Annotated in this window: 23 protein-coding genes and 2 pseudogenes; 20 read left to right on the forward strand and 5 right to left on the reverse strand. The window is 68.4% G+C overall.

The features are described 5' to 3' along the window. The first annotated feature begins 84 nt into the window (after positions 1-84). Entirely contained in the window at positions 85-1,533 is a 1,449-nt protein-coding gene (gene argG, locus ACWD3H_RS29410; protein ID WP_451957294.1) for an argininosuccinate synthase, read from the forward strand. A 325-nt stretch (positions 1,534-1,858) separates the two neighbouring features. On the opposite strand, the gene ACWD3H_RS29415 is transcribed toward argG, so the two are convergent. Continuing rightward, the gene (locus ACWD3H_RS29415) at positions 1,859-2,824 is read right to left on the reverse strand and encodes a helix-turn-helix transcriptional regulator (protein WP_451957295.1); all 966 of its coding nucleotides are present in this window, start codon (positions 2,822-2,824) and stop codon (positions 1,859-1,861) included. A gap of 137 nt (positions 2,825-2,961) precedes the next feature. Here ACWD3H_RS29415 and ACWD3H_RS29420 point away from each other — a divergent pair, with 137 nt between their 5' ends. The 14 genes and pseudogenes from ACWD3H_RS29420 to ACWD3H_RS29485 all read left to right on the forward strand — a co-directional run. After that, positions 2,962-4,095 carry an epoxide hydrolase family protein gene (locus ACWD3H_RS29420; RefSeq protein WP_451957296.1) on the forward strand — a complete coding sequence of 378 codons (1,134 nt, stop codon included), beginning with the start codon at positions 2,962-2,964 and terminating at the stop codon, positions 4,093-4,095. Positions 4,096-4,430: 335 nt separating this feature from the next. Further along, positions 4,431-4,916 carry a hypothetical protein gene (locus ACWD3H_RS29425; RefSeq protein ID WP_451957297.1) on the forward strand — a complete coding sequence of 162 codons (486 nt, stop codon included), beginning with the start codon at positions 4,431-4,433 and terminating at the stop codon, positions 4,914-4,916. After that, positions 4,913-5,221: a winged helix-turn-helix domain-containing protein gene (locus ACWD3H_RS29430; RefSeq protein WP_350924973.1), complete on the forward strand. Its 309-nt coding sequence runs from the start codon at positions 4,913-4,915 to the stop codon at positions 5,219-5,221. The genes ACWD3H_RS29425 and ACWD3H_RS29430 overlap by 4 nt, the downstream gene beginning before the upstream one ends. A 476-nt stretch (positions 5,222-5,697) precedes the next feature. Further along, positions 5,698-6,681, forward strand: a complete 984-nt coding sequence (locus ACWD3H_RS29435; protein ID WP_451957298.1) for a glycoside hydrolase family 11 protein — start codon at positions 5,698-5,700, stop codon at positions 6,679-6,681. Positions 6,682-7,831: 1,150 nt separating this feature from the next. Then, positions 7,832-9,334, forward strand: coding sequence for a pyridoxal phosphate-dependent decarboxylase family protein (locus ACWD3H_RS29440; RefSeq protein WP_451957299.1), 1,503 nt, complete (start codon positions 7,832-7,834; stop codon positions 9,332-9,334). Further along, positions 9,331-10,872, forward strand: coding sequence for a hypothetical protein (locus ACWD3H_RS29445; RefSeq protein WP_451957300.1), 1,542 nt, complete (start codon positions 9,331-9,333; stop codon positions 10,870-10,872). Before ACWD3H_RS29440 ends, ACWD3H_RS29445 begins: the two co-directional genes overlap by 4 nt. 48 nt (positions 10,873-10,920) lie before the next feature. Beyond that, positions 10,921-11,409: a hypothetical protein gene (locus ACWD3H_RS29450; protein WP_355557543.1), complete on the forward strand. Its 489-nt coding sequence runs from the start codon at positions 10,921-10,923 to the stop codon at positions 11,407-11,409. A gap of 25 nt (positions 11,410-11,434) precedes the next feature. Then, entirely contained in the window at positions 11,435-12,217 is a 783-nt protein-coding gene (locus tag ACWD3H_RS29455; RefSeq protein ID WP_451957301.1) for a hypothetical protein, read from the forward strand. Between the two features lie 93 nt (positions 12,218-12,310). Then, entirely contained in the window at positions 12,311-12,724 is a 414-nt protein-coding gene (locus tag ACWD3H_RS29460) for a hypothetical protein (RefSeq protein ID WP_350924986.1), read from the forward strand. Beyond that, positions 12,721-13,269: a hypothetical protein gene (locus ACWD3H_RS29465; protein ID WP_350924988.1), complete on the forward strand. Its 549-nt coding sequence runs from the start codon at positions 12,721-12,723 to the stop codon at positions 13,267-13,269. The genes ACWD3H_RS29460 and ACWD3H_RS29465 overlap by 4 nt, the downstream gene beginning before the upstream one ends. A 357-nt stretch (positions 13,270-13,626) precedes the next feature. After that, on the forward strand, positions 13,627-14,385 hold the full coding sequence (locus ACWD3H_RS29470) for an MBL fold metallo-hydrolase (RefSeq protein WP_451957302.1): 759 nt from the start codon (positions 13,627-13,629) through the stop codon (positions 14,383-14,385). Positions 14,386-14,449: 64 nt separating this feature from the next. Continuing rightward, positions 14,450-14,950, forward strand: a pseudogene (locus ACWD3H_RS29475) (hypothetical protein); the annotation flags it as partial. Further along, the gene (locus ACWD3H_RS29480; protein WP_451957303.1) at positions 14,872-15,174 is read left to right on the forward strand and encodes a hypothetical protein; all 303 of its coding nucleotides are present in this window, start codon (positions 14,872-14,874) and stop codon (positions 15,172-15,174) included. The pseudogene ACWD3H_RS29475 and the gene ACWD3H_RS29480, both read left to right, overlap by 79 nt. 55 nt (positions 15,175-15,229) lie before the next feature. Beyond that, a pseudogene (locus ACWD3H_RS29485) lies at positions 15,230-15,535 on the forward strand (reverse transcriptase domain-containing protein); the annotation flags it as partial. A 108-nt stretch (positions 15,536-15,643) separates the two neighbouring features. On the opposite strand, the gene ACWD3H_RS29490 reads toward ACWD3H_RS29485, so the two are convergent. Beyond that, positions 15,644-16,621: a phytanoyl-CoA dioxygenase family protein gene (locus ACWD3H_RS29490; RefSeq protein WP_451957304.1), complete on the reverse strand. Its 978-nt coding sequence runs from the start codon at positions 16,619-16,621 to the stop codon at positions 15,644-15,646. After that, complete coding sequence (locus ACWD3H_RS29495) at positions 16,600-16,833, reverse strand: hypothetical protein (protein ID WP_451957305.1); 234 nt, start codon at positions 16,831-16,833, stop codon at positions 16,600-16,602. Before ACWD3H_RS29495 ends, ACWD3H_RS29490 begins: the two co-directional genes overlap by 22 nt. Positions 16,834-16,845: 12 nt before the next feature. On the opposite strand from ACWD3H_RS29495, the gene ACWD3H_RS29500 reads away from it, so the two are divergent. Both ACWD3H_RS29500 and ACWD3H_RS29505 read left to right on the forward strand, forming a co-directional pair. Next, positions 16,846-17,103, forward strand: a complete 258-nt coding sequence (locus tag ACWD3H_RS29500) for a hypothetical protein (protein WP_451957306.1) — start codon at positions 16,846-16,848, stop codon at positions 17,101-17,103. A 213-nt stretch (positions 17,104-17,316) separates the two neighbouring features. Next, the gene (locus ACWD3H_RS29505; RefSeq protein WP_451957307.1) at positions 17,317-17,826 is read left to right on the forward strand and encodes an Lrp/AsnC family transcriptional regulator; all 510 of its coding nucleotides are present in this window, start codon (positions 17,317-17,319) and stop codon (positions 17,824-17,826) included. A gap of 222 nt (positions 17,827-18,048) precedes the next feature. On the opposite strand, the gene ACWD3H_RS29510 is transcribed toward ACWD3H_RS29505, so the two are convergent. Then, positions 18,049-18,279 (reverse strand): hypothetical protein, encoded by a 231-nt coding sequence (locus ACWD3H_RS29510; RefSeq protein WP_451957308.1) that lies wholly within the window; start codon positions 18,277-18,279, stop codon positions 18,049-18,051. A gap of 151 nt (positions 18,280-18,430) precedes the next feature. Here ACWD3H_RS29510 and ACWD3H_RS29515 point away from each other — a divergent pair, with 151 nt between their 5' ends. From ACWD3H_RS29515 to ACWD3H_RS29525, 3 genes are all read left to right on the forward strand, one after another. Further along, a complete protein-coding gene (locus tag ACWD3H_RS29515; protein WP_451957309.1) occupies positions 18,431-19,393 on the forward strand; it encodes a LysR family transcriptional regulator in 963 nt (320 codons plus the stop codon). A gap of 138 nt (positions 19,394-19,531) precedes the next feature. After that, the gene (locus ACWD3H_RS29520) at positions 19,532-22,771 is read left to right on the forward strand and encodes a M28 family peptidase (RefSeq protein ID WP_451957310.1); all 3,240 of its coding nucleotides are present in this window, start codon (positions 19,532-19,534) and stop codon (positions 22,769-22,771) included. A 100-nt stretch (positions 22,772-22,871) separates the two neighbouring features. Beyond that, positions 22,872-23,126, forward strand: coding sequence for a hypothetical protein (locus tag ACWD3H_RS29525; protein ID WP_451957311.1), 255 nt, complete (start codon positions 22,872-22,874; stop codon positions 23,124-23,126). Here the strand turns inward: ACWD3H_RS29525 and ACWD3H_RS29530 are convergent. After that, on the reverse strand, positions 23,104-25,608 hold the full coding sequence (locus ACWD3H_RS29530; protein ID WP_451957362.1) for an ATP-binding protein: 2,505 nt from the start codon (positions 25,606-25,608) through the stop codon (positions 23,104-23,106). The genes ACWD3H_RS29525 and ACWD3H_RS29530 overlap by 23 nt on opposite strands. Positions 25,609-25,676 lie beyond the last annotated feature (68 nt).

Below are 25,676 nucleotides of genomic sequence, written 5' to 3' on the forward strand. Positions count from 1 at the left end.
CAGGTGGCCCCGGCCTCCGCGCAAGATCGCGAGCCGCGGATCGAGAGTTTGCATGACCATGCAGCGCAGTGCATAATCTTGTTTATGTCCAAGGTTCTCACCTCCCTGCCCGCCGGCGAGCGCGTCGGCATCGCCTTCTCCGGCGGCCTCGACACCTCGGTCGCCGTCGCGTGGATGCGCGACAAGGGTGCCGTTCCGTGCACCTACACCGCCGACATCGGCCAGTACGACGAGCCCGACATCGCCTCGGTGCCCGGCCGCGCGGTGACGTACGGCGCCGAGATCGCGCGCCTGGTCGACTGCCGCGCGGCGCTGGTCGAGGAGGGCCTGGCCGCGCTCACCTGCGGTGCGTTCCACATCCGCTCGGGCGGGCGCGCCTACTTCAACACCACGCCGCTCGGTCGCGCCGTCACCGGGACCCTGCTGGTCCGGGCGATGATCGAGGACGACGTGCAGATCTGGGGCGACGGCTCGACGTTCAAGGGCAACGACATCGAACGGTTCTACCGGTACGGCCTGCTCGCCAACCCCCACCTGCGCATCTACAAGCCCTGGCTCGACGCGGACTTCGTGTCCGAGCTCGGCGGTCGCAAGGAGATGTCGGAGTGGCTGCTCGCCCACGACCTGCCCTACCGCGACAGCACCGAGAAGGCCTACTCGACCGACGCCAACATCTGGGGCGCCACCCACGAGGCCAAGACCCTGGAACACCTTGACAACGGCATCGAGACCGTGGACCCGATCATGGGCGTGCGATTCTGGGATCCCACGGTCGAGATCCTCGCCGAGGACGTGACCATCGGCTTCGACCAGGGCCGCCCCGTGACGATCAACGGCAAGGAGTTCGCCACCCCGGTCGACCTGGTGATGGAGGCGAACACGATCGGCGGACGGCACGGCCTGGGCATGTCGGACCAGATCGAGAACCGGGTGATCGAGGCCAAGAGCCGGGGCATCTACGAGGCGCCTGGGATGGCGTTGCTGCACGCGGCGTACGAACGGCTGGTCAACGCGATCCACAACGAGGACACCCTGGCGAGCTACCACACCGAGGGACGGCGGCTCGGCCGGTTGATGTACGAGGGCCGCTGGCTCGACCCGCAGGCGCTGATGCTGCGAGAGTCGCTGCAGCGCTGGGTCGGCACGGCGGTCATCGGTGAGGTGACGCTGCGGCTGCGGCGCGGTGAGGACTACTCGATTCTGGACACCTCAGGCCCGTCCTTCAGCTACCACCCGGACAAGCTGTCGATGGAGCGTACCGAGGACTCGGCGTTCGGCCCGGTGGACCGGATCGGCCAGCTCACCATGCGCAACCTCGACATCGCCGACTCGCGCGCCAGGCTCGAGCAGTACGCCAGCCTCGGCATGGTCGGCACCACCCATGCCGCGCTCATCGGCGCCGCCCAGGCGGCCTCGACCGGGCTGATCGGCGCGATGCCGCAGGGCGGCGCCGAGGCCATCGCCTCACGCGGCGAGGTCTCCGGCGACGACGAGATGCTCGACCGCGCCGCGATGGAGTTCGGCACCGACTGAACCGCCGCCGGCTACGGCACCTCTGAAACGACGCGACCCAGGGGTTCGAGCGGACCTGGTCGGCAGTGAACGGGAAGTCGCCGGGCACGGTGCCGGGCTTTCTCGCGTACCAGCGGGCGAAGGGCTCGGGGGCGGTGCAGCGTGGATCGTCCAGGTCCAGCACGTAGTGCGCGACGTCGAGGCCGAGAGCCTCGACGTCGCGGGCCTCGACCACCGGCCTGACGTACGGGTTCGCGGCCGGCGGGCGGATTCGCTCTTGCGGGGCCGCGACTCGGGGGTGGACCTGCAACGGAACCGTTTCGTGCGTTAAGCCGGTCTGGGCAGGTCAAAGGGGACCCCCTGCGGCGCGGACGGCGCGGGCGCCCGCCGCACGCAGGTACGCCAGCAGCTCCGGCGGCTCGTGCACCTGGAACTCGCAGCCGAGCATGAGCAGCCGGGAAGCCAGCCACTCCAGGGTGTCGGCGCGCTCGTGCAGGCGGCAGCTGTGCTCGTCGATCGGCTGGACGTCGCCCGGGGCGGCGCCGAGCCGTTGAGCCACCTGGCCGGCCGGAAGACGCAGGGTCGCCAGCACCTCGTAGGTGGGTGCCGACGAGTACAGCTTGTCGGTGATGAAGGCGGCCGCGTCCTGCTCGGGCGGCTCGCGGGGCGGGACCCGCACGCCGGTCGGCCTCGGATCACTGATTCGGTCGACGCGGAAGGTCCGCCAGTCGTCGCGATCGTTGTCGTAGGCCAGGAGGTACCAGCGGCGTGCGGCCGCCACCAGACGGTACGGCTCGACCAGGCGTCTGCTCTTGCTCCTGTCGCCCGCCCGATAGGCGAACCGCAGGCGTTCGCGGTTGGCGGCGGCCCCGGCGAGCACCGTCAGGTTCCGCGGATCAACGCTCGGCTCGTTCCCGGTCAGCATCGAGACCAGGGCTGTGGCCAGTGCGGCGACCCGGTGGCGCAGCCGGGACGGCAGCACCTGCTCCAGCTTGGCCAGGGCCCGCACGGACGCCTCCTCGATGCCGTCCACCGGAGTCCCGGCCGCCATGCGCAGGCCGACCGCGATGGCCACCGCCTCCTCATCGTCCAGCAGCAACGGAGGCATGGCCTTACCGGCGGCGAGCCGGTAGCCGCCCACCGCCCCCATCGCCGCCTGTACCGGATAACCCAGCTCGCGCAGGCGATCGACATCCCGGCGGATCGTCCGGGGGCTGACTCCCAGGCGCTCGGCCAGCTCGCTGCCAGGCCATTCACGCGGGGTCTGCAGCAGAGACAGCAGTTTGAGCAGTCGTGCGGGGGTGTCGCTCATGGGGTCCATCATGCCTGGCCATCTAGGTCAGGAACTGACCTAGATGGTTCCTACTCTCGATCACGTCACCGCGACGTACCACCCGGGCCTGCCTGGGGACGACGTGGCGGGGTATCGCGCACCCACTGAGGAGAGTCATGAGCACCGAGGTCCGCCCCTTCCGCATCGATATCCCCCAGGTAGACCTGGACGAGCTGCGCGACCGGCTGGCCCGCACCCGGTGGCTCCGGCAGCTGCCCGGCGAGGAGTGGAGCCGGGGCGTCCCCGCCGGCTACCTCAAGGACCTGGCCGAATACTGGCGCGGCGAGTACGACTGGCGCCGGCACGAGGCGCGGCTGAACGGGTTTCCGCAGTTCATGACCGAGATCGATGGTCAGGACATCCATTTCCTGCACGTGCGTTCCGCCGAGCCCGACGCCCTGCCGATCATCCTCACCCACGGCTGGCCGAACTCGTTCGTGGAGTTCACCGACCTCATCGGCCCCCTCACCGATCCCCGCACGCACGGCGGCGACCCGTCTCAGGCGTTCCACGTCGTCGTGCCGTCGGTGCCCGGATTCGGGTTCTCCGCGCCGCCGCGCGAAACCGGCTGGAACGCCACGCGCGTGGCGCGGATCTGGGCGGAGCTGATGCACCGCCTCGGATACGACCGCTACGGCACCCAGGGTGGGGACTTCGGCGCGTACGTCGCCCCGGAAGTCGCCAAGGTCGCCCCGGATCACGTGATCGGCGTCTATGTCATCAGCGGGCTCGGCTTCCCCACCGAAGACGACGTTCCCGAGATGACCGACGACGAGCGCGCGGCCTACGCGCAGCTCCAGAAGCAGGACTGGATGAGCGGCGTGGACCATCATGGGCTGCTGCGCGCGGCGCCCCAGACCTTCGCCTACGGGTGGCACGACTCTCCGGTCGCCGCGCTGGCCTGGATGATGCAGAAGTTCAAGGAGTTCACCGTCGCCGCGAAACCGCCGGAGCAGGTGATCGATCGCGACCTGATCCTCACCAACGTGAGCCTCTACTGGCTCACCGGGACGTTGGGAACCTCCTCCTGGCCCTACTACGACAGCACGGGCTTCGGCTGGCCGGAGGGTCAGACGGCGGCGCCGACCGGCGTGTACAGCGGGCCGCCCGGAATCCGCCGGTTCGCCGAACGGCACACCACCATCCTTCACTGGCCGGAAGGCAATCCAGGCGGCCACCACTTTGTCGCCATGGAGCAGCCCGATCACGTCGCCGCCGACATCCGCGAGTTCTTCGGCAAGGTCCGCTGACCTTCGCCCGCGGCCGCGTCTCTCACGCCCGGTGACGCGGCCGCACTGCCCCCTTTCATCTCGGTCTATCCGTGACCCCGATGCCCGAGACGAAGACGAGGAGGACTTCGATGAGGACGACTCCTGGCAGAGCCTCGGTTGCAGGTCCACCCCCGACTCGCCGCCGTCCGAGATGCCGCTGGAAGCGGTGCTCGACGGGCCGGCCGAAGGCCGCGCCAGGTTCGGGATGCGGAACCGGGCGCTGCTCGGCCACTCCATGCGGCATCCTGGAAAGTACTTGACGATATGGAAACTGGAAAGTACTTTCCAAGTAGGAAAGAAGGAGGGAGCAGCCCATGGAGATCACCCCCGAAGAGGCCGCGCGGTCGCTGGCTCAGGTTCACGAGACGCAGCACAGGGTCCTGCGCGCCGCACCGCCGATGTTCCCCGCCTGGTATCCGGTGACGGTCTGGATCTTCGTCACCGGAATGCAGTTCGTCACCGAGATCACCCCCGCCTGGTGGCTCTGGATCGCCGTGACGGCCCTGTCGGCCGGCCTCGCCGTCGCCGTCCTCAAGTTCGTGATCGACGTCAGGAACGCGAACCTGCGCCCGCACTCCTCCATGACGGATCCATGGGCATGGGCCGGCTTCACCGCCTGGCTGATCACCACCGGTCTCGCGGGCTTCGCGCTGGCGTTGTGGCTCAAGGAACTCGGCGTCGCCTATCCGCGTACCGTCATGGGCGCGGTCATGACCGTGGTCGTGGCGGTCACCGCGCCCCTCCTGGCCCGGTGGATGTCCGCGCGGACCGCTCGGCGGGCGGAGACGCCGAAGCGATGACGTCGCGACTCGACCCGGCGATCCACGCGCCGACCCGGCTGCAGATCGTCTCCCTGCTGGCCGCCGCCGAGGAGGCCGAGTTCGCCTTCGTACGCGACAACCTGGGCGTCAGTGACTCGGTGCTGTCCAAACACGCGAGCGCCCTGGAGGCGGCCGGCTACGTGAAGATCCGCAAGGGATACGTCGGCAAGCGCCCCAGAACGTGGTTCAGCCTCACCCGCGAAGGACGCGCGGCCTACACCGGCCATGTCGCCGCGCTCCAGGCCATCGTCGCCCGGTCCGGCCTCTCGGTCCTTCCCGACTGAGGAAGAACTCGCGGGGGCCGCGTTGGCCGAATGTCGCCGACGGGCCAGCCGTGATCATGCTCTACCCCATCGCGCCCGGTGTCGAATGATTCGGAAAATCTCCGAAATTTTCATTGATCAATCCTGAACTCGATGGTCAGGGCATGGCCAATGAACAGGTGCAATGCTTGCTGGAGAAATCCTTAACCAAGATCAGACCTTCGTAGGCTTTCGGGAGTCGTTGACAACTCACAGGGTCGGGCCGACACTTTCGCCATCACGCCGATACTTTCGCCGCCGTTGGACCTCAACCACTGTCGATCCGAGTCACCCGCCGCGACCTGCTCCTCCGGTCGTCGACCGCACGACGACCGGCCAACCCCCCACGTGTACGACGCCGACGCGCGGTGGCCGTCCCCCCGGTCACCGACAGCCCCGCCGGGTCGTATCACGCTGCCCGGCCTCCCGGCCGGCCTTCATGAGGAGGAAGCACGCGTATGAACGACGTCCCCGCTCGCCCGAAGAGCCGCAGACGCGGCCGCATCAGGCTGCTCGTCGGCCGTGCCTGCGCGGTAGCGCTGGCCGTGGCCGTGGCGATGCTGCCCGGCCCCGCCCACGCGGCCATCACCTCCAATCAGACCGGCACCAACAACGGCTACTTCTATTCGTTCTGGACCGACAGTCCCGGGTCGGTCTCCATGGAACTGGGATCCGGCGGCAACTACAGCACCTCATGGAGCAACACCGGGAATTTCGTTGCCGGTAAGGGCTGGAGCACCGGCGGACGCAGGACCGTGAACTACTCAGGCAGCTTCAATCCGTCCGGCAATGCATATCTGACGCTCTACGGGTGGACGAGAAACCCACTCGTGGAGTATTACATCGTCGACAACTGGGGCACTTACCGGCCCACCGGAACCTACAAGGGCACGGTCACCAGCGATGGCGGCACGTACGACATCTACCAGACGACGCGAACCAACGCCCCCTCCATCGAAGGCACCAGAACCTTCAATCAGTACTGGAGCGTCCGGCAGTCAAAGAAAACGGGCGGAACCATAACCAGCGGCAACCACTTCGACGCATGGGCCCGTTACGGAATGAATCTGGGCAGCCATGATTACATGATCCTCGCAACAGAGGGATATCAGAGCAGCGGAAACTCCAATGTAACGGTGGACGGCTCCTCCGGCGGCGGCGGCGGCGGTGGTGGCGGTGGCTGTACCGCGTCGCTGTCCGCGGGGCAGCAGTGGAGTGACCGGTACAACCTCAACGTCTCGGTCAGCGGTTCGAGCAACTGGACCGTGACGATGAACGTCCCGTCCCCAGCGAAGATCATCGCTACCTGGAACATCAGTGCGAGCTACCCCAGCGCCCAGGTGCTGACCGCCAGGCCCAACGGCAACGGCAACAACTGGGGCGTGACGATCCAGCGCAACGGCAACTCGACCTGGCCGACGGTCTCCTGCAGCGCGAGCTGATCTCCGAACACCCGAGACACCACGCCTGTGGCGCGGCGGCCCATGGCCGCCGCGCCACACTGCTGCCGGCGCGCGGCGGCTCGATCAGGCCGAGGAGACGGTACGCGATCTACTGGCCCTTCGCTCCGACCTCGACGACCCGGCCGTGACCGCTTGGCGGATCACGGTGGTTCCCGTCCTGGGGGAGGAACTCGCCGCGGAGGTCGCGCAGACCGGGGAGATGTGCCGGGAGGCGGACCGGTTGCCTGATGGCGCGGTCGGCCGGGGTGATCAGGCAGGTTCGGGAGTGATGCCGTCCAGAGCCTCAGCGGGCCTGGCGCTGTCCGAAAACGTTAGAGGTTTTCCCTTTTAGTGCTGAAGCATCGGGAAAGACCGACATATCGCCCCATCGAGGCTTCTGCTCCATTTTGGAGAATACAACCACATGCAATAAGAATGTCCTGTTAATAGGATCGCCCGCTGAGGCGGCCTCGAATTCTGGGTTCACTCCAGGGTTTGTGAGAAAAACTCATAAGCCCCAAAACGGCTGAGATCCACCGAACATCCCCCATCTCAATCACCATGCGTAAGTAACTGTGGCCGGAATCTGTCACTCCACCTGCATTCGAGGTCTTGCGCCCCCCTGGCATCAATGGTTAGCTCACTTACATGACAGGCGTGCCAACGTGTACGGCGGATGAAATTCAGGCCGAATTAATCGCGATTCGTCCACGCTAGATCTCCTCCAGATCCTGATCATCGGCGACATCGCCGCCGGACTGATCCGAACTGCTCGAACAGGGCGTGAACAGAGGGCAATGAGGCCCTCTCATGTCATCTCCCGCCATCGTCGATCGACATTCCCTCTCGAAGTTGGACCGTTCCAACCTGCCAGAACGGCTCAGCAGCGGCACGAATGCCGCCCCCGTGCCCCCGTATGCCGAGGATCTCTTTCCCGCTCGACGCATCACCGCAGATCACGCGTTTATTCGCGAGAACCTTCATGTGATCGCCTGGGAATTCAATGCACCATGCTCGAATTCTCGTCCAGGCGCGACCACATGGGCGTTCTCGACGCCGGATCATTGGAGTCTGCTCCATGACGAGTTCACTTTCCGATGTCCAGAGTTCACTTCCAGAGCCGACGACCGGCGAAGGCTACCGGTCACCCATGCCGGGCCTCGCCGCGGCCTTCGACCCCGAACGTTTCCACGACGGCGCCGTGGACATCGTCAGCCGCCTGACGACGTATCTGGGCGACCGGTCGGTCCGGGGACTCGACCTCCTCGATCCGGCGGTGCTGCTGAAGGCCGCGCGGGAACTGATGACCCCGGAACGGCGGCGCATCGCCGACTTCGACGCCGACCGGGTGAACCAGATCGTCGACCTGTACACGGAGACCGGCATCCCGGTCTACTCACCCGGCTACATGGGACGGCAGTTCTCCGGCGTGGTGCCGCTGGCCAGCCTCATCGACCTGGTCGGCTCGGTGGTCAACCAGCCCTCCTCCTTCTATGAGGCCGGGCAGCTCCCCAACGTCGCCGAGCGGCTCATGGCCGAGGAGCTCAACCGGTTCATCGGCTGGGACCGCGACCGGTTCGCCATGGTGACGACCTCGGGGGGCTCCCTGGCCAACCTGACCGCGCTGCTGGCCGCCCGTAACCGTGCCTTCCCGCAGATCTGGACGCGCGGCGCCGGCGGCATGTCGGGTCCCCCGGCCATCGCGGTCAGCGAGGAGGCCCACTACAGCGTGACCCGGGCGGCCGGGGTGCTCGGCATCGGGGAACGGCAGATCGTCCGGCTCCCGGTCGACCGGGCCGGGCGGATCCGCCCCGATCTGGCCGGCCCGGTACTGGACGAGGCGCACCGGCGCGGTCTGCGACCGTTCTGCCTGGTGGCCACGGCCGGGACCACGTCGATGGGCGCCTTCGACCCGCTGGAGGAGCTCGCGGCCGTGGCACGCCGGTATGGTCTCTGGCTCCATGTGGACGGGGCGCATGGGGCGAGCCTGCTGCTGTCGGACCGGCACCGGGGCAGGCTGCGCGGCATCGAGCAGGCTGACTCGCTGACCTGGGACGCCCACAAGATGCTGTTCATGCCGGCGCCGTGCACGCTGCTCTTCTACCGCGACGGCGCGACGGCGCGCGGTGCGTTCCGGCAGCGCGCCAGTTACGTCTTCGACGAGGAACCGGACGTCTACAGCGCCTACGACAGCGCGGACAAGAACTTCGAGTGCACGAAACGCCCGATGATCATGCCGCTCTGGACGGTCTGGTCGGTCTACGGCCCGGCGCTGTTCGCGCAGAGGATCGACCGGCTGTGCGCGGTGGCCCGGCAGGCGTACCGGATGCTCGCCGCCGAGCCGGACTTCGCCGTGGCACACGAGCCGGAGTCCAACATCCTGTGCTTCCGGTACCGGCCGGACGGCCTGGAACCGGCGACCGTGCACCGGCTGCAGCTGGAGATCCGCAACCGGATCCGGGGCGGCGGGCGCTTCTTCATCTCCAAGGTCGACATCGACGGGGTGGCGGCGCTGCGCGTGGTGGTGATGAACCACCTGATCGACGCCGACCACCTGGCCATGCTCATCGCCGAGATCAGGGACATCGGGCAACGGGTGCTGCGCGCGAGCACTGCGGCCCGGCACGACCAGCGGAATGGGAGTCATTCATGACCATGACGGATTTGGACATCGCCGCCTCGACGGAGCTGGCGGCACGGCTGATCCCCGAGGAGGAGCTGCGGCCCCGCTCGGTGGACGACGTCACCCGGCTGCCGTCGTTCGCGGGGAAGCTGGAGGAGTGCGGGCGGCTCACCGGAGTCCCGTACTGCGAGTCCCCGCTCGACCTTCAGAACGCGCTGGTGTTCCGCCGGCTTCAGCAGCTCGTCGGCGTCGCCCTGCTCAACCCGCTGTGGCGCGAGCGGCTGCACTACTTCGGGATCCGCGGAGCCCCCGCCGACATGTCCGAGTGGGAGCGGATCCCTCTCTCGGACAAGACCGTGCAGCGGGACATGTTCATGGGCGCACGGGCCGGGATGGTCGTGCCGCTCGGCCACGGCGGGTTCGAGGTGGTGGCCAGCGGTGGCACCGGTGACGGCATGCCCCTGGAGATCGTGTACTCCCTGCGGGAACTGCGCGACACCTACCGCATCGCCGGGGCGTTCATGGGCGCCTACCAGCTCGGCCGTTACCTGCGCGGCCCCGCGCCGCGCTGGCTGTTCACCACCCTGGCCGACTACCAGATGTGGAGCAGCGGGACCATGGTCGGCGGCGTCCTGTCCCACGTCCCGGGGGTCAACTACATCGGCGCGGGGCCGGTGAGCGCGCCGGTACTGGAGCACATGTTCTCCTACCCGGGCCACAAGGCGCTGATGGGCATCACCGCCGGCATCGCGCTCCTGCCCGAGCTGGGCGCGGGACTGCCCCCGCACGCCAGGGAGAGCTTCCGGGTCGCCATGTACGGCAGCGGCTCCCTGCCGCAGCGCAAGCGCGACGAGCTGCGGGCGTTCTTCCCCAACGTGTCGATCCTCAGCTACTTCGCCGCGACCCAGGCCGAGTGCGTCGGGCTCCAGCTCGACCACACCTCGCCGGCGCTCTCCGCCGTGCCGGGGCTGCATCTGGTGGAGATCGTGGACGAGCACGGCCGCGCCGTCGCCGAAGGTGAGGAGGGCGAGCTGGTCGTCACCCGGCTGCACGCCGACGAGACGCCGCTGCTCCGGCTCAAGCTCGGCGATCGGATGATCCGCCGCCCCGCCCTGAACGGGCCCGGCCTGCGCACCGAGCGATTCGAGTTCGCCGGGCGCACCGCCGACGTGCTGCACCTCAACGACAGCCAGTATTCGGCGACGCTGGCCTACGCGGCCCTGCGCGGGCGGCTGTGCTCGACGGTCGGCGTCGACCTGGACCTGGTCGCGCACGAGGTCCAGTTCCACAACCACCGTGAGGACCGGACCCTCACCCTGCTGGTGGCGGTGGACGACGCCGAGGGCACGGCCGCGGCCGTCGAGCACGCCCTCGGCCCGAGCGGGACGCGGCAGCTGTTCACCCAGGCGCTGCCGAGTTCCCTGTCGCTCTTCAACGACCGGGAGGCCAACGCGGCGGCCATCGAGCAGACCGGATACGGGTTCCGGCTGGTGTTCGTGCCACCTTCTTCACCGCAGATCGAGCGGACCACCGTCGGCAAGACGCCACTGGTCAGGGACCGGGGCTGAGCACCTGGCGGCCCGTACGCCCGAATGACATCCGACAAGGGAGGATCGATGAAAGACAGGATCAGCATCGTCGTGATGGTCGACGCCGTCGGGGCGTTGTCCGACCGGACGTTGCACAACGGCAACCTCTCGCTGGTCGACGACAGCTCGGCGGGGAGCCGGCACCAGGGAACTCCCGACCTCGTCACGGTGGTGGTCCCGGGACAGGTCGTCCAGTGGACGCCCATCCACGTGGACGTGCAGACTCCGGTCGAGATTCAGGCCATCGAGTTCCTGTCCGGTGCGACCGTCCTGCCCCCGGCCGACCAGACCGTGCCGCCGCACCCGGTGGAGCCCGCCACCGTTCCGGCACCCGGGACCGGGGCCGACGCCATCGATTCCAACGGGCACGAGAACTACGACCTCCTGGTGTGGGAGGGCGTCGTGCCCTACGACATGACGCCCGGTGTCCCGTACCGGTACCGGCTCTCCCTCAAGCTCCACGAAGGACCCAACAGCGTGCTGCACATCGACTCGCCCGCGCTGCTGCGCGTGTGAGCCACGTTCTGCGAAAGGCGGTTTCATGGCCCAGCAACACGGGATCATCGTGCTCTTCGACGTCGAGAACGCGCTCCGGACGCGGTCGCTCGACGGCAACACGTACTGGTTCGACAACATGAAGTTGCTCGGCTCGGTCGGGGTGGGCACCGAGCAGCTGGTGACGATCGTGCCCGGCACCCATTTCCTCGACGGGTCGCAGGCGACCGAGCAGGTGCTGAACTGGTTGCCCGCGGCGCTGGGGTCGATCCCCCCGACGGTGCCGCGCAACTACCTGGCCGAGCAGGAACGCGCCGACGACCGGCGCACGCTGGAGGAGCTGGCCGCGCTCAGCGGCGAGGGCGGCGTGAGCGGCGCCGATCTCAAGCGGCTGCAGCAGCGGGTCGGCAAGCGCGCCCGCAAGTCGGGCGGCGGGCGCGGCCTCACCGAGGCCAAGCTGCTGGACGTCACCGGCAGGACCACGAGCAGCCCCGGCGCGTACAACTACCCGGCTCCGGTGATCACCGATATCACCGGCCAGGCCGTCACCGAGAAGATCATGTACCCGGCCCAGTACGGGTCACCCGACATGATCTACGACGGCTGGTACTGGGCCGCGACCGTGGACACGAGCCGGCCCGGGGTCTACCCGTACACGGTGCACGTCCAGCTGCACGAGCTGGTCGAGCAGGACGACGAGCTGGTCTGGGAGTCCGTGGACCTGACCTGCGAGTCCAGCCTCAAGATCATCAACGACCCGAAGCGCAACGGGTTCACCGGCTCCGGACTGGGCGTGCTCCCCCTCCCGCCCGTCCCGGCCGCCGGCTGACCTGGTCCGAACCGGAGCATTCTCGACTGAAGGAGCCGTATGCCCCCGAGGAACAGACAGTCCGAACGCCGGCCCGCCCGGCCCGTCCGGCCCGTGACGATCACTGCGGTGGTCGACCCCGTGGCCGCGCTGGCGTCGGAGAACCTGGACGACAACCTCTACTTCTATGACACCAACGGGGCCGCAGGGTCCACCGGCTTCGGCACCCCCGAGTTGCACAGCCGGGTACGCAAGGGCGACACCCTGCTGTGGAACGTGATCCCGCTGGAGTGCGAGACCTACGTGGCCCTCGCCGACATCGAGATCGACCCGCAGATCGCCGAGCCCACACGGAAGGTGTATCCCGGCACCGACATCGTGTTCTGGACCGCCGAGGTCAAGCAGGACCTCACCGAACCGGTCCCGTACCGGCTTTCGTTCCTGCTCGGCACCGTCGGCACGCCGTTCACCCCCACCGCCCGGCCGGCCCTGGCCGGTCCCGTCAACGAGGGAAAGGGAGGCCGATGACCCAGGAATACGCGGCTGCGGACTTCGCCGATCGCGGCCAGCTCAACTCCGTCCAGCTGAACGTGGTGACCCTCGTCGACATGGAGAAGGCCGCCGCGACGAAGTCCCTGGACGGCTGCCTCTACATGATGGACAACAGCGTCGGCGGGGTCGGGCAGGGCAGCGACCACCTGGAGACCATCTGCAAGCAGGGGCAGGTGATCAACTGGATCATCCGCCCGATCGACATGCACCGCCGTCCGGACGGCACCTGGCCTCCGATGCCGAAGATCAACAACCTGGTCTTCCTCGACATCGAGAAGGGCGACGAGGACGACGTCGCCGAACGCCGGATCATGACCGAGCTCAAGATCTACGGCGCTCCCGACCGGATGCGCGACCAGTACACCGCGGTCTACTACTACTGGGCCGGGGCGGTGATGAGCGACGCCCGGCCGGGGCTCTACCGCTATCGGTTCGTCCTGGAGTTGGAGAAGGAGCACGGCACCGACAAGCTGTACCTGAACTCGGCCCGCTATCCCGCCCTGCGGGTAATGCCCGTCTGACGGTCTCCGGGACCGCGAGCACGATGCGGTGAAGGTGGAGGTCATGGTCGCCGACGGGCGGCGACCATGACCGACCGGTGCGCGCGGCCCGACCGTCATCGGTACGGGTGGAGCCGGGGCCACCGCCGGTCACGGGGGCGCACGGGTCCGGCGTGTCCGGGACACGCCGGACCCCGGCGCCCTTCCGGCCAGGAAGGCCGTCCCGCGTGTTCCGGTTTCCGCACCTGCCGCATCGTTGCAGACCGGTATTTGATCCGGTGCATAGGGTAATCGCTCCAGGTAAATCGAGGTCATGTGCGGAATGCGGGGCTAGCATGATCCAGACGATGCCTGACCGCGCAGCGAACGGATCCGCCCATGACGACCACCATCACCGTGATCGGCGGCCCGACGGCCCTACTGGAACTCGGCGGGCTGCGCATCCTCACCGATCCGACCTTCGATCCGCCGGGAGATCACCCTGTCGGGCCGCTCACGCTCACCAAGACCATCGGCCCGGCCCTCTCCCCGGCCGACGTCGGCCGGGTGGACCTGGTGCTGCTCAGCCACGACCAGCATCCCGACAACCTGGACAGGCTGGGCCGCCAGATGATGTCCGCCGCGCCGCTGACCCTGAGCACGCCCGAGGCCGCCACGCGCATCGGGGTCACCCCGATGCACCCCTGGCAGCACCACGACGTCGGCCGGGTGCGCGTCACCGCCGTTCCCGCCCTGCACGGCCCGCCGGGATGCGAGCCCATCGTCGGCCAGGTCACCGGCTTCGTGCTCACCGGTGACGGGCTGCCCACCGTCTACATCAGCGGGGACAACGCCTCGCTGGAGTACGTGGAGCTCATCGCCGGGCGGTTCCCGGTCGTCGACGTCGCGCTGCTGTTCGGCGGCGCCGTCCGCACGCCCATGATCGACGAGCGGCTCACCCTGAACGCCACCGAGATGGTGATCGCCGCGCGCCTGCTGAAAGCCCGGCACGTCGTGCCGCTCCATGTCGAGGGCTGGACCCACTTCACCGAGGACCAGTCGAACGTGCACGCCGCCTTCTCCGAAGCCGGCCTCGACCACCTGCTCGTTTCCCCCACTCCGGGACGACCGGTCTCCCTGGGGTCTGTCTACACATGATCACCCCAGGTGCGGCTGGATGATCGTTCGTGGTGCGACGAGGTGAACCGGCAAGGCCTGGCAACGGATCGAGCCCCTGCTGCCCGCCACGGACGGCAGGAGGCGCCCCCGGCGCGACCATCGCGAGGTCGTCAACGGCATCCCGTGGCGGTTGCGCACCGCACCTGACCGGCGGCAACATCGTGGACTGCGCCGCCTTCGAAGCGGTGATGGCCGCCTTTCGCCTCGCGGGACGGACCTGGGGGGACTCCGGGGCTTGGCCGGGCGGCCCTGTCTCCCACCTCCGTGTCGCAGAACGGATGCCGAGGATCGTGTCCGCAGCCTCAAGGAGTGGGACGCACTACTCGCCGAGGCTCAACAGGACATGAGCCAGGATGACGAGGAGGAGGCCAAGCGAATGAGTTCCGGGTCACGGCCCAGCGGTCCGGTGGCTGGTGGGCGCCGGAGATCGAAGGGCCGGGATTGCGGCGCCCGGCACATACTCAAGTGCGGCGGCTCGATCAGGCCGAGGAGACGGTACGCGATCTACTGGCCCTTCGCTTCGACATCGACGACCCGGCCGTGACCGCTTGGCAGATCACGGTGGTTCCCGTCCTGGGGGAGGAACTCGCCGCGGAGGTCGCGCGGACCAGGGAGATTCGCCGGGAGGCGGACCGATTGCGTGACGACGCGGTCAGTCGTTCACGCGAGGCCGCGCGCCGTCTGCACGAGCAGGGGCTTCCCCATCGGGACATCGGCTTGCTACTCGGAGTCTCCCACCAGGCGGTCAGTAAGCTCCTCGCTGGTTAGATCGACACTTACGGGCCAGAACCGACGGGTGCCTTCCGGCGTTCGACAGGATGAGATGATCCCAAGGCCTGTACCTTCCAACCTCTCCCAGCGCGACGGCGCGCGATCCCCAAAGCCAAAGGTCCGCTACCTGGGGATCGCGACCATCCGCGACCGGGTGCTCCAAGCGTCTTTGAAACTGGTGTCGGAGCCGATATTCGAGACGGATTTCCTTCCATGTCCCTATGGTTTCCGTCCGAACCACAGAGCTCATGACGCGGTGGCCAAGGTGCACCACTTCGCGTCCCGCTCTTACGAGTGGATCGTAGAAGGGGACATCAAAGCCTGCTTCGACGAGATCTCGCACTCCGCTCTCATGGACCGGGTGCGGAAGCGAGTTGGAGACAGGCGCGTCCTGGCCCCGGTCTTCTCGAAGCGGACGCGGGGACGGTCATCGGCTTCGCTCATGCTGATCCGGCAGAATCGCGTCTCACGACAGGTAGGCGTTGTGGGGGGTGAACGTGGTGCCCGCCACCTGGACGCACTTGTGCGAGCTGATGTCGAGGTTGGAGCCGTCGTAGGTGTCGCCGGTGACGCGCTGCGGGTAGACCCACGTGTCGCCCAGCGTGTAGCGGCCGTTGAGCGCGAGCCGGGTGACCGCCGTGGGCAGCGACCCGCGCGAGCGGTGCATGCAGCGCTCGCTGAAGATGACATATTCGCCGGCCTTCATCGGGACCGTCTGCGTGTCGCCCGGCTTGACCTTGAAGGGCTCGGTGACGACCGCGAACAGGTTCTCGCAGAACGCATCGAGCATGCTGAAGAGCTCCTCCAGCGAGTACTTGTCGGGGTCCACCCCGGAGAAGACGTTCCGCGTGTCGATGTCGAGGATCACGCTGTTGTTGGCGGCGCGGTCGAGCAGTTCCTCCTTGGTCTTGATCCGGTTGCGCGGATCGACGTAGGCGCCTGACTCCGCCAGCCGTACCATCCGCTTGGGGTAGGAGTTGCGCTGGGAGCCCTTGACGAACTCCATGACGCCGTCATCATCCGAGACGTCCGTCAGCGCCAGCCACACCGTCCAGTCCCATTCGCCCGCGGGATTCATGGGGAACAGCGCTGGGCGATGCCCGCCGACCTCTTCGCCGTCGAAGTAGCCGTACTCCTGGTGCCAGTCGATCGGACCGCCGCCGGGGAATTTCTCGAACAGCTTGGAGCGCCACAGGATCAGCGAGTCCGCCTTGGTGACCTCCTGTACCGTCTGGGCCAGCTCCGGAGCCGTCAGGATCTCGCGGACGGTTTCATTGGCCAGGTGCCAGTCACGCACCGAATAGCGGCCGTAGAGCGGGTGCGTGGGCGCCTCGTGCAGAACACTGCCGAAGAACTCCCGCAGTTCCTCGAGGACCGCGGAGGAGGCGAAGCGCGGGAAGGGACCCACGAAGCCGTTTCTGATCAGGGACTCTTGGGGTGACATGTCCATCGGGGACAGGCCTTTCTGTCGCTACGAGGGGACGGCGAGGATCGGGAGCCCGCGGAGAATCGGCCGGCCTTGGCGGCGACGTCGCCGCTATAGAGGCGCAGCGCCTGCTCCAGGACGAATTCGGCCAGGTAGCGCCGCAGGTCGTCGGGAGGTTCCTCCGCGGCGTTGAGCATCCGGCGGTTGGCGGTGACGGCAGGGCCGCGCATGCGGCCGAGGCAGTGTTCGATCGCCGCGTCCAGGTCCGTGGCCTCGTGGACCTCCTCGACGAGCAGCCTGGCCGCGGGCTCGGCGGCCCGGACCGCGGGGCCGTCAAGGATGACCTGCCGGGCCAGGCGCGGGCCGACGTGCTGGTCAGCCGGAGATCGGCGACGCCGGGGATGATCCCCTTCTGGGCCGCGGGGAGGCTCAGGTACGCGTCGGCGGCGGCCACTACGTGGTCGAATACCAGCAGGAACTGGGCGCCGCCGTCGGCCTAGTCGTACACTTCGTGCCCGTTCAGGGGCAGTTCGTGAACGCCTGCGGGTGTGATGGCCACGCGGTACTCGTTCTTGACTTCCTTCGGGACAGCGATGCGCATTGCCCACCCCTTTATTGGGAAACAGCAATGATGGTGGCGAGTCTTTCGATAGGGCGCCATAACATCGCAAGAACTAGCGATATCCCAGCAGATACTCGCCCATCGTTCATTCATGAGTCCTTCTCGACCGTCGAGTCCGAATCCTGTGCGACTGTTCCGCGGCACTCCGGCAGCACTGGATGACGTAGATCGACGGCTGCTCCATGAGCTGGCCGAGGACGCGCGCATCCCGAACAACACGCTCGCCGGCCGAGTCGGGATCGCTCCGTCGACGTGCTCACTGAGGTTGAGACGCCTGCGTGAGATCGGAGCAATCCGTGGCTTCTACGCCGACATCGCCCCTGAGGCCCTCGGCCTGCCGATCCAGGCCATGGTTGCCGTGCGCGTGCAACCAACTGCGCGCTCCCACATCGGTGAGATGACCGCCAAGCTGGCCGCACTGCCAGGAGTGCTGAACGTCTACTTCCTGGCGGGATCGGTGGACTTCCTGATCCAGGTGACGGCCGCGTCGCCCGAAGCGCTGCGCGAGTTCGTCACGCTACACCTCAGTGCCTCACGGGAGTATGCCTCGACTGAGACCAGCCTGGTCTTCCAGCACATCCGCAGCGGGCTTCTCGGCTAGTTGTTCGGGCCTGAGGACGCCGTGTCTGCGTGCGTCGCGGGCAACCACGGGGTGCGAAGCCTGAGGTCGAGGCCCAAGGGCTCCTGTTCCATCCGGGAGTTACAGGCTGGGGAAGACCGGACGGGTGAATGCAAATGAATCCTCGATGATGCCTCGTCAAGCGAACTCCCATGAGATGTGGGAGATCATCCAGCGTTCTTCGGTGCTGGCAGCCGGTACACGTCACCACGCACGCAGGTCATCCATGTCGTGCATGATCGCCTGGGTTTCGGCGCGGTCGGCGGGGTCGCCTGCCAGCCTCTCGGCGTCACGCTGGGCCTGCTGCTCCTGTCGGCGCCATGCGGCCTGATGGATGGCATCGCGGACCACGTCCGCGAGAGATCCGCCGTCGGAGATGAGCTCAGCCAGAGCGTCCTCTGTCTCCATGTCGATCTGCACGGTAAGCATGCCCATGTCCTCACTGTACGAGGAGGGATCTCGCCGAGCTTCGGCAACTGCTTGGCCGAGGCCGGTCGTCGCGGCGTCTTCGTCGCGCCGACGGCCTGACCCGTCTCCCCGAAACTTGGGTCTTACCGGAAAGATTCTTTACTATTAAGCTCCCGGCGTGGACCTAGAGGTGCGTCACCTACGAGCAATCTGTGCGATCGCCGATTCGGGCAGCATTTCCAAAGCGGCCGTCGCACTCAAGATGTCGCAGCCCGCGCTCGCCACGCAGTTGCGACGCATCGAGCGGATGTTCGGCGGATCGTTGTTCGAGCGAGGCCGGGAGGGGGCGCGGCCCACCGATCTCGGCGCGTGGGTGCTGATCAGGGCGCGGTCGCTGCTGCCGGCATTCGACGAGTTGCGGCGGGACGGCATGCGCTACGCCGAGCAGCCCCCGGAGAAGATCAGAATTCGCCTGGGCTGCATGTCCAGCCATTTAGCGATAAATGTTATCGGATGCCTTAATGAATTGCTGGACGGTGCCGACATCACCGTCCGCACCGAGGAGGCGATGGACCTGCTGCCCGGACTCCTGGAGTCCGAGCGCCTGGAGCTCGCCACCCTCGGCGACTATCCGGGACACGAGCTCCTCCCGCCCCCGGGAGTGGTCTACGCGGGCGTGGCCGTCGAGCCGATCTTCGTCGGGGTGGCCGCCTCCCACCTGCTCGCCCGGCAGGAGGAGATCGAGCTGCGTGATCTCGCCGGCGAGGACTGGGTCATGCACGCGCTGGTCGAGGCGGGACATCGCGAGCACTTCTGGTCCGCCTGCGCCGAGCAGGACTTCACCCCGAAGGTCGGCTACTCCGCCGACCTCAGCCTCGCCATCGACCTCATCTCCTCGGGCCGGTGCGTCGGCATGTTCCAGGCGACCAGCAAGGGCCACCCGGGGATCACCATCCGGCCGCTGGCCGGGACCCCGCTGCGCTTCCGGCACATGATCGGGTGGACCGAGCACGGGCCGGTCGCCCGGTACGGGCACGAACTGGTCCAGGCCGTCACCAGAACCTACTGGGCCGAGGTGCGGCGCGCCCCCGTCTACGCGTCATGGCTGAGGCGCCACGTGCCGCTTTCTACACCTGTTTAGCCGCCTATATCGCGAAGTTATGCAATTTCGTAGGGTACTCGTCCCGCACTCACGGTGTCAGCTTTGGTCCAGCCCAAAACGTCAGGGCTCCTTGCATCCCTCCAACCCCCCAAGGGACACCGAGAGGAGTCACCCCGCGTGAATCCCAAGGTCAAGCTGGGCGCGGTCGCCGTACTGGCCGCCGTCGCCATGACCACGACCTCAGTGGTGAGCGCCGCCGGCGCCGCCACAGCCCCCGCGGGCATCGCCGCCCGCACCATGTCCGCAGATCCGCCGGCGTTCGCGCCGCCGGATCCCGAATCCCGCAGGCGCGCGGTCTCCAGTGCCGGCGGCGCCCTCGCCGCCAGGTCCGACGCCCTGTTCAAGACGGCGGAGGACGAGTTCACGCTCACGAACACCATCGTGGGAACCCGCGGCCTGCAGTACCTGACCTACTCCCGCACCCATCGCGGGCTGCCCGTCTACGGCGGTGACGTGATCGTCACCACCGACAGGACGGGCCAGGAGGTCGGGTCCGTGGCCTCGGGCCAGCGCGCCAGGATCGAGATAGGCGTCAAGGGCAAGATCGACGCCGCCGCCGCGGCCGTCACCGCCCGCGACAAGCTGCCCACCGTGGAGAGCGTGAGCACCCCCCGGCTGGTCGTGCACGCGGCCGGTAAGCAGCCCAGGCTGGCATGGGAGGTGGTCGTCACCGGCGCCACCAAGGAGGCTCCGAGCGTGCTGCACGTCTTCGTGGACGCCCTCGACGGAACGGTCGTGGACTCCTACGACGACGTCCGCGCCGGCACCGGCAACGGCTTCTACAACGGCAACCCGCTGACCATCCAGACCTCTGGCTCCGGCAGCTCGTACTCGATGACCGACACCACCCGTCCCAGCCTGCGCTGTGGCGGACAGGGCGGCACCGCCTACACCGGGACCGACGACGCCTGGGGCAACGGCCAGGGCACCAGCCTGGAGACCGCCTGCGTCGACGCCCTGTACGCGGCGCAGAAGGAATGGGACATGCTGCGCGACTGGCTGGGCCGTAACGGGTTCAACGGCTCCGGCGGCGCGTTCCCGGCCCGCGTCGGCCTGAACGAGGTCAACGCCTACTGGAACGGGTCCTACACCAACTTCGGGCACAACCAGGCCAACAACCAGCAGGCCACCCCGATGGACGTGGTCGGCCACGAGTACGGCCACGCCATCTTCCAGTTCTCCGGCTCCGGCGGGGCGGGCAGCGGCAACGAGGCCGGCGGCCTGAACGAGTCGACCGGCGACATCTTCGGCGCGCTGACCGAGCACTTCGCCGCCAACGCCTCCGACCCGCCGGACTACCTGGTCGGCGAGGAGGTCAACCTGGTCGGCCAGGGCCCGATCCGCAACATGTACAACCCCGGCGCGCTCGGCGACCCCAACTGCTACAGCTCCTCGATCCCCAACACCGAGGTGCACGCGGCGGCCGGACCGCAGAACCACTGGTTCTACCTGCTCGCCGAGGGCACCAACCCGCCCGGCAAGCCCGCCAGCACCGTCTGCTCCGGACCGGCCGGCCTGACCGGCATCGGCATCCAGAAGGCCGGTCAGATCTTCATGGGCGGCCTGAACAGCAAGACCATTCCGTGGACGCACGCCAAGGCGCGCCTGACCACCGTGGCCGCGGCCAAGCAGCTCTTCCCGAACAGCTGCGTCGAGGTCAACGCGACCAAGGCCGCGTGGGCCGCCGTCAACGTCCCGGCGCAGAGCGGCGAGGCGACCTGCACGGTGAACCCGCCCGGCAACGACTTCTCGGTCTCCCTCAGCCCGACCTCGGGCAGTGTGCAGGCCGGCCAGTCCACCACCGCCACCGTGGGGACCACGGTGACCGGCGGCAGCGCCCAGTCCATCACGCTGCGGGCCTCCGGCCTGCCCTCCGGCGCGACCGCGTCCTTCAGCCCGGCGACCATCACGGCGGGCCAGACCTCGACGCTGACGCTGGCCACCTCGGGGAGCACGCCCAGCGGCACCTCCTCGGTGACGGTCACCGCCGACGGCGCCGACGTGGACCGGACGGCGAGCTACTCCCTGACCGTCACCGGCGGCAACCCGCCCGACCCGACCAGCCCGGACATCCCGGTGGCCAACGTGACGGCGCACCTGAACCAGCTGCAGTCCATCGCCTCCGGCAACGGCGGCAACCGGGCCTCGGCCACCTCCGGCTACACCGCCTCGCTGAACTACATCAAGGGCAGGCTCGACGCGGCCGGCTACAGCACGACGGTGCAGAACTTCACCTACAACGGCCAGACCCACTCCAACCTGATCGCCAACTGGCCGGCTGGTCCCACCGGTCCGACGGTCATGCTGGGCAGCCACCTGGACAGCGTCACGGCCGGTCCCGGTATCAACGACAACGGCTCGGGCTCGGCGACCCTGCTGGAGGTCGCGCTGACACTGGCCAACCGCAACCCCACGCTGACCAAGCACGTCCGCTTCGCCTGGTGGGGCGCCGAGGAGCTCGGCCTGCGCGGCTCGACCCACTACGTCCAGAACGGCGGCGCGAGCGGGGTCGACACCTACCTCAACTTCGACATGACCGCCTCGCCGAACCCGGGCTACTTCGTCTACGACGACAACCCGGCCATCGAGAAGATCTTCAAGGACTACTACGCCACGCTCAACGTCCCGACCGAGATCGAGACCGCGGGTGACGGCCGCAGTGACCACACCCCGTTCAAGAACGCGGGCGTCAAGGTGGGCGGTGTCTTCACCGGTGCCGAGACGGTCAAGACGTCGGCTCAGGCCGCCAAGTGGGGCGGCACCGCGGGCCAGGCCTTCGACCGCTGCTACCACTCCGCCTGCGACACCACCTCCAACATCAACACCACCGCGCTGGACCGCAACGCGGACGCCGCCGCCAACGCCCTGTGGAAGCTCGCCGTGGGGGACACCCCTCCTCCGGCCAACGACTACTCGGTCTCGGTGAGCCCGTCCTCGGCCTCGGTCCAGCCCGGCCAGTCGGCAAGCGCGACGCTCAGCACCCAGGTGACCTCCGGTAACGCGCAGGCCGTCGCGCTGAGCGCCTCCGGCCTGCCCTCCGGCGCGACCGCGTCCTTCAGCCCGGCGAACATCAACTCCGGCCAGTCCTCCGCGGTCACGATCGCCACCTCGGCGAGCACCCCCGCGGGGACCTACACGATCAACCTCAACGCGGACGGCGCGAGCGCCGACCGCTCGGCCACCTTCAGTCTCACCGTCAGCGGTGGGCAGGGCGGCAGCACCTGGCAGACCTGGACCCTGTACGCGGTGGGGGACACCGTGACCTACAACGGCGTCGGCTACCGATGCCTGCAGGGTCACACCTCACTGCCCGGCTGGGAGCCGCCGAACGTTCCCGCCCTGTGGCAGCGGCTCTGATCGGATGACGATCCACTGACGGAGTACGGCGGGCGGTCACCGACCGCCCGCCGTACTCGTTTTCCGTGCCCATTCCAGGGCGTCGACTCGGGCTCGCGTGATGAGCCGGAAGCTGCCAAACCGACTGGGACAGCAGGCTACTCGCGGCGTTCTCACCGGCGACATCACCCGGCGGGTGGACTTCGCGCTGTTCATGGTGGAGGCGCTCGTCGATGACGAGCTGATCCGCGTGGCTCCGGCGATCGTCGGCCGCCCTCGGCATGCGCGCACGTCCGGCGGGCGCGATCCCGGCGGCGCGGCGGAACGCCGGTGTCCCGCGCTGTTGTCGTTTCTCAGGGCGGTACGGTGTCGTTGAGGGCATTCGCGGCCGGTATGCCCAGCTCCCGGTAGATCCGATGGGCACTGGCCAGCAGTCTCCGCGCGTCAGGGGCACCCGCCCGTTCGGCGGCGGACGCGAGCGCGACGAGCGTACGCGCCCGCAGAGCCGGCACCTGATTGTCGGTCCAGTAGCGCAGAGAACGGTGAAGGCGGTCGGTGGCCCCCTCGGCATCACGGCCGAGCTCCACCTCGCCGAGGCTCAGCTCGGTGAGGGCCAGTCCCCAGCTGTGCCCCCGCTCACGGAACAGCGCCGCCGCGCCGCCCAGCACCCGTTCGGCCTCGACCAGTCTGTGCGGCTCGTGCGCGAGTGCCTCGCCGAGCACCCGCAGGCTCTGGGCGGTGCCGATCAGATCACCGATCTGTTCGAAGAGCGTGACGGATCGCCGGGCCGCCCGCTGCGCCTCCTGGACCTTTCCCTGAGCCAGGAACGCCCCGGAGAGGCCTCGCAAGCTGTAGGCCTGAGCGAACCGGTCACCACACGATCGGGCGATGAGCGACGCCGCGCGAAGGATGTCGACGGCCTCGGCACTGTCACCGCGCTGCCGCAGCACGAACCCGAGGCTGGCGAGGGCAACGGCCTCGGCGGACCGCTGCCCGGTGAGCCGCAGTTCCCGCACCGCGACACGTATCTCCGCCTCGGCCTCGTCGAGTCGGCCGATCAGCCCCAGGGTGAAACCGATGTACCGGCGGGCCAGCGCAGCCCCAGATGGATCACCGACTTTCTCGGCCAGCACGCGCGCGGCGTGCAGCATGGCCAGACCCTCATCCATGTCATCGAGCTCTACCAGGCAGTGACCGAGCCCTCGGAGCATCGCCGCCTCACCGAGGCGATCGTCGGCCTGCCGGCAGGCGGTCAGCGCCGTCTCCAGGATCCGCCGCAGGTCATCGTAATAACCTCGGAAGTCGTAGAAGTCGGTGCTGCAGCCGACCAGGCCGCGTGCCGTCGCCGTCAGACCTGTCTCAGCGCATGCCTGGACCAGCACCGCGATGCTCTCCCGTTCGGCTTCGAACCATTCGATGGGCCGATGGGCGGCGACGGCGGCCGCGCGCGGGTCGGCGACGACCGGCGGGCCGCTCCGGTCGTCGAGGTGAAACCGGTCGCTGTGCAGGTGGTTCTGGGCCTGCCGGGCGAGGGCCAGCCAGCCGCCGGCGGTCCGGGTCAGTGCGGCGACCCATTCGGACCGGCCGATCTCGGCTTCCCGGCGCTCGCGCGCGTACAGCTGGGTGACCGCGTGAAACCGGTAACGCGGCTGGCCTGCCCGATCGGGGCCGAGGTCGTCCAGCAGCCGGGCGTCGAGCAGCTCCTCCAGCGCGGCGGCCCCCGCGGCCGGTTCGGCGTCCAGTAGCGCGGCCACCGGCCACTCCGGGAACGAGGGGACGTTCAACCCGCCGAGCAGCGCGAACACCCGGGCGGTGGCCGGGCTGAGCCCCCGGTAGGCGAGTTGCAGTCCGGGACGCACCGCGAGGTCGCCGTGCCGCAGCTCGTCGAGCCGATGGCACTCATCGGTCAGCCGTTCCGTGAGCGCGCCGACCGCCCAGTGTGGCCGCGCGGCCAGCCGGGCCGCGACGATCCGGACCGCCAGCGGCAATCCGCCGCACACCTTGACCAGTTCGGCGGCGGCCACGGGCTCGGCTCGCACACGTGCCACGCCGGCCACCCGGGCGAGCAGATCGACGGCCACCGTATCGGGCAGCGGGCGCAGGTCGATGGCCGTCACCCCGGGGAGTCCGGTCAGCGGCAGCCGGCTTGTCACGATCATCGCGACGCCCTCGGCGGGCAGCAGCGGCTCCACCTGACGGTATCCACCGGCGTCGTCAAGGACGATCAGCACCCGCCGTCCCGCCAGCCGGATCCGGAGCAGGCCCGCGCGGGCGTCCACCCCGGCAGGCAGGGCCGATCCGTCCACACCGAGCATCCGCAGCAGCTGGGCCAGCACCTCGGCCGGATCGGCGGGGTCGCTGGTGGCGCCGCGCAGCGTCGCGTACAACTGCCCGTCCGGAAACAGCGGCGCGAGCCGGTGGCCGGCGTGTATCGCCAGCGCCGTCTTGCCGACACCCGGCGGGCCGGAGGCCACCACCAACCTCGCGCCGCGGATGGTCGGATCGAGCACCTCGCCGACCAGGGCGAGTTCCTCGCCGCGGCCGACGAAGTCGGGGAGATCCGCGGGCAGTTGCCAGGGCGGTGAGTCAACGGCACGGATGTTTCCGTCCGACGGCTTGTGCCGGCTGGACCGTCCGGCACGGTTGGCCCAGAAGAGCGCGTGCCCGGCGTCGGTGAACTCCGCTCGCTCGTCGCCGGTCAGCGCCAGTGCCGTCGCGAGCTGTTCGATCGTCTGCGGCCGGGGGCTCCGCCCGGGGCCTCGCTCCATCTCGCGGATCGAGCGGGAGCTGATACCGGACCGCTCGGCAAGCACTTCCTGTGTGAGCTGACGCTGTATTCGGTGACGACGGAGCAGCACTCCGAACGCATTCCCCAAGATCGGCCCTCCTCGATCTTCCTGGCAGCGTACCGGACGTCCGGTGCAAC

Source organism: Streptosporangium sp. NPDC002607 (genome assembly GCF_053592655.1).